The sequence below is a fragment of the uncultured Nitrospira sp. genome (assembly GCA_902500695.1).
Classification (GTDB): Bacteria; Nitrospirota; Nitrospiria; order Nitrospirales; family UBA8639; genus Nitrospira_E.
Genome location: CABVRQ010000138.1, coordinates 1 through 5,082, shown reverse-complemented (window position 1 = coordinate 5,082; position 5,082 = coordinate 1). Strand labels below are relative to the sequence as shown.

The 5,082-nt window shown below is 52.3% G+C and carries 2 protein-coding genes; one reads left to right on the top strand and one right to left on the bottom strand.

Annotation, left to right across the window (positions count from 1 at the left end; translation table 11 throughout):
* The coding region (gene hrpB / locus AAH187_RS18650) for an ATP-dependent helicase HrpB (protein ID WP_342349995.1) at positions 1 to 2,516 on the bottom strand (2,516 nt) is incomplete at its 3' end.
* A gap of 273 nt (positions 2,517 to 2,789) precedes the next feature.
* On the opposite strand from hrpB, the gene AAH187_RS18645 reads away from it, so the two are divergent.
* Positions 2,790 to 3,848: a cytochrome c peroxidase gene (locus AAH187_RS18645; protein ID WP_342349994.1), complete on the top strand. Its 1,059-nt coding sequence runs from the start codon at positions 2,790 to 2,792 to the stop codon at positions 3,846 to 3,848.
* The last annotated feature ends 1,234 nt before the right edge of the window (positions 3,849 to 5,082 follow it).

Below are 5,082 nucleotides of genomic sequence, written 5' to 3'. Positions count from 1 at the left end.
TTTTTGATGCCGCGAGTGGGCGGAGCTTGAAGGGGATCGTCGGGCCAGAAGTGTTTGGGGTAGCGGCCCTTCAATTCCTTTTTAACCGCTTGATAACCGGTGGCCCAAAAGCTGGTGAGGTCCTGAGTGACCTGAACGGGCCGTCTGGCCGGAGAGAGCAGATGAATGAGAACGGGGATTTTGCCGCTCACCAGGCGGGGCGTGTCGCATTGTCCGAATATTTCCTGGAGACGGACAGCCAGAACGGGAATCTCACCTGAAAGATAATCCAAGGGAATATGCGAACCTGTCGGCACGGTGAGATGGGTGGGCGCCAGGATATCGAGTGTTCGCCGTTGTTCCGGAGAGAGGAGTGCTTGAAGCGGCCAGGCAAGATCGATGCGTTTCAGCTGATTGAGACTGGAGAGGTTGGTGAGATAGGGGCCAAGCCACTGGTCCAAAGTGTGAAGAAGTGTGTCATCCGAGACATCCGGCCAGGCAGATCCCGGTTCCGTGACGCGTCGCAGAAATTGGACGCGCGCCTGCCAGTTTCTGAGGGTGGGGGTCCAGGGCAAACAGGAGAGGCCCGTGTTTCGAAGGCCTTCGAGAAGGACGGTCAACACCAAATCAGGATCGGGATCGGGAAGGCGGCTTTCCTCCAGAATGAGTTCTCCCAATCGTCGTTGCCTGATGGACCTGACCGCTTGCGTCGATCCATCCCACATCACAGAATCCGTTGACTGTATGAGATTCCCGCAATGGGTCATCAGATCTTCACGCGAAATCGGGACAGCCATATAGATGAGTGCCGTCGCCGGCGCGCCGTTAAGGTCTGCGATGACGAGCCATTCTTCATGCTCCAATGGATCCGGGTAATGGAATCTTGTACTTCGCCCATTGGCCAGCCGGTATCGTCTGGCCTCTCCGGATTGTCGTTGAGCAATCCGGTCAGGATAGGCCAGCGCCAGGAGCACACCCATTTGATCAATCTGCTGTTTGGGGACATGTCGAGGAGTCGTGATGTGAAGCCTCCGTTGCCATGCCTGAGAGACTTGGCGAATACGTTGGATGGTTCCCCTATCCACGGATCCGGCATCCCTTTGGGCATGGGCGCCACCATAGAGCACATCAAACCTGCTGCGGAGATCGGCAAGTTCTCGTGCGGTGGATCCCTTGAAAAGATCTCGTTCGCTAAGGGATGCGGCCAGATCACAGGCCAAGGCTCCCGCTCCCAGCCCCTTTCCCTTCAGGACCATATGTGCAAGACGCGGGTGCATGGGGAGTTCGGCCATCGCCCGGCCATGATCGGTAATGTGGCCTTGGGCATCGAATGCGCCAAGGGAGTGGAGAAGCTGTCGCGCCTGAGCCATGGCCCCCAAAGGAGGAGGATCCAGCCAGAGCAATTCCTGTGGATCCTGAATCCCCCATTGCGCCAATTCCAACGCAAGAGAGGTCAGGTCCGCATCCAAAATTTCCGGTGTGGTACGCGGGGTGAGAGTACGCTGCTCGGCCTCAGACCAGAACCGCACACACAGACCCGGTTCCAGGCGTCCCGCCCGCCCGCGACGCTGTTCAGCCGATTGTTGTGAGACCGTGAGGGTGGTTAGCCGGCTCATCCCGCTGCGTGAATCAAAACGTGGCACGCGCATGAGACCGGTATCCACGACGAGACGAATGCCTTCGATGGTCAGACTGGATTCGGCAATGTTGGTGGATAAGACCACTTTGCGCCATCCGGCAGGGGGAGGCAGAATGGCGTGGTCCTGGGCCTGGGCGGACAAATCACCATACAGCGGAGCGATAAGGATTTGTGGGCCAAGCGGAAGGTTCGCCAAGGACCGCTCCACTCGTCGGATTTCTCCGGCACCCGGAAGAAAGACCAGGAGGTTACCCTGTTCGGTCATCAGCAGACGATGAATGGTTTGTGCCACCTGCATGTCGAAATTTTTATCCTCTGGTTTCCCGACGTAGCGGGTTTCGACGGGAAACATCTTTCCCTCGCAGGTAATCACTGGAGCCTGTTTCAATTGTTGGGAAATGGCTGGAATGTCCAGTGTGGCCGACATAATCAACAGTCGAAGGTCTTCTCGAAATACCTTCTGAGATTCCAGACATAAGGCCAGGCCCAGATCGGCTTGCAGGTTACGTTCATGGAATTCATCAAATATGACCAGGCCATAGTTCTGTAATGACGGGTCGTGTTGAAGTATTCTCGTGAGAATGCCTTCGGTCACCACTTCCAGTTTTGTGTTCGGACCGATTTTGGTATCCAACCGGGTCCGGTACCCGACGGTGGTGCCGATGGCTTCTCCCAGGAGGTCGGACATGCGGCGTGCGGCCGCACGCGCCGCCAACCGGCGAGGCTCCAGCATGATGATGGTCTTGGGGATCAGCCACGGCTCTTGAAGAAGGGCCAACGGGATTTGTGTCGTTTTGCCGGCGCCTGGCTGTGCGGTGAGGAGGACGATACGCTGTTGCCTCAACGTCTGTTGTAATTGCGGAACGACTGCATCAATAGGGTAGGATTGGCGTTTCATTTGAAATTAGGCGAAGGTAAGAATGTGGATCACGGTTTTCGATCAAGCAGCAAAGCTCTCCTGTTGCATAGGGAACGTACCTGAAAAGACCAAGTCGGAGCATCTCTTTCACATTTGGGTGAATAGTCTTACCATTGTACGGACATTCGCGGTACACTGAATTATTCAAATAGATTGCTCTCGTTTGTCAGTTATCGGGGATGCGATTGACTGTACATCATGGGGTGAATGTGACCAATTTAATCAGGAGGAAATAAGACAATGAGGACAGGCATGAAGGGAAAAGTTGGCGCATGTGTTTGCGGGATGATGGGACTGTTCATGATCGCTTCAACCGGGATGGGAAGTGAGTCCGGGTTAGATTCCCCAATAGGAATGATCACGGTGGATGGTCATATGGTTCCGGATATTGGCCCGCTTCCGACGGCGGTCCCCACACCACCGACAAATCTGAATTATGCCGCAAAAATTTCCTTGGGCAAGCAGCTCTATTTTGATGGACGGTTATCCAAAAACAATGCGATCTCCTGTGCTTTCTGTCATAACCCCGTCACGGGATTTGCCGATCCCAACCAAACCTCGGCAGGAGTTGGAGGACTACGGGGAGGCCGGCAATCGCCAACTGTCTACAACACGGCATTTAATCCCTTCCAATTTTGGGACGGTCGAGCCGGCTCTCTGGAAGAACAGGCCATTGGTCCTATTCATAATCCCGTTGAGATGGCCGAGACCCATGAAAGTGTGGTTCCTAAAATTGCAAAGATAAACGGCTATAAGGAAGAGTTCCAGAAAGTATTTGGAACCGGGGTGAGTTTGCAGGGAATCGCCGAAGCGATAGCTGCCTACGAACGGACAATCATCTCCACCAATTCGGCTTTTGATAAATTTGTTTTAGGTGATCCCAAAGCGATGGGCGAAGACGCCCAACGTGGGATGGACGTGTTTAAAGGAAAAGGCCGGTGCATCCTGTGTCACAACGATTCTAATTTTACGGATAATCAGTTTCACAACCTCGGAGTGCCGCAAGTAGGACCGATGAAAGAAGATCTGGGCCGGTATTATGTGACTCTTCGAGAACGCGATAAAGGAGCATTTAAAACTCCAACGCTTCGAAGTATTACTGAATCCGCCCCGTATATGCATGACGGCGCTTTTAAAACATTAGAGGAAGTTGTCGACTTTTTTGATCAAGGCGGGAAGGCGAATCCCCAGTTGAGTCCTTTGATGAAACCCCTGGGATTGACGCCGCAAGAGAAAACCGACCTTATTGCCTTCATGAAAGCATTGACCGGAGAACCGATTCCGTTTGAGTTTCCAACGTTACCAGAGTAAACCTCCCTGCCAGGATGAATGGTGAATACTCATTTATAGATCGGCATCGCGATGATCTGTATCATGTTGTCCGGAGCTATGGCATTGACGGATGATCACACAGGTCATGAGGAGCTAGGGAACGGTATCGGACATATTGCCCCAGATTTCCCTTCTAGTGATTAGGGCTTTGTTCGGAGTGAGAGGTAAAGTCTGAGCCCGTGGTCTAGACAATCCTTCTCCATGGGGTTTGCTGTCCGGATCTTAAGGTGAAATTTGGGCTGCGGGTAGTCATAGGTGGCTGTGTCACCTAGAGAACCTAAAACAGATTCGTCGTTCTGGCGACGAGGTTTTTCTTCCAGTCGTCTAAGTAAAATATCCCCACCCTGCTCGGCTCACTCAGTTAATCTTTCTGGACCACTTCTTCTCTTCTCGTCCATTGAGTACTGCATAGGTGGTATTGAACAATGGCCAAAAACGATCTAAAAGCAAAAGGATTTAAAATGAAAGTCATGAAATGTCCTAACTCAGTTATGACCCATGGTCATCGAAAAACTGAAGGAAGTGGCTGGGCTCTACCTCAATCCAATCGTCAAGAGCCTGGTCTTCTGTACGAACGAGGAGAGCCCAATCTACGTGCTGGGTCAAACTCAGCACGGCTTTGTTTTGAGGAAAGAACAGTGTGGGAACCGAACACTCAATTAAAATCGACAGGGCACGATGAACCTGTTTTCCGCCCTCAAGCCTTCTACCCCTCGAAGGCATCAGTGCCTTTCAGCCCTGGCGTTGTTGCCAGGAATCACTCCGGTTTCTAGCCTCGCTTGGTTGGAAAATTCGCGGGTCTGTTTTTTTCATCTCATCGTGGACTGCAATGCGTTTTTTAGGCATCCGGTCTGCTTCGATGGTTGAAGAGAGTCCACAGTTTCACCTTCCCTTCCATTCCTGGCTGTACCTCATTGCACGAGAGTTTTGAATCTGGCCGCCTGGCGGTTGTGTTGGGTGTCTTTGGATTAATCGGTGAATGGCTTGGTGCAAAGGAGCAGTACACGTCCCCTGTATTCAAAAGGTCAGCAGATATCTGGGTGGCCATGTTCCGCCACATCCTGATCAAAGTTGTCAGGTATGTCGGGTACTGGATGAGACGGAATTTATTTGTACAGAAACATTTTGGTTGTTAAAGGACAATCCCGCCACATGAAAAGAATAATTAACAGCTCACTGCCTTATTTGCCGCAACTTGATAGCTTGCGCGCGC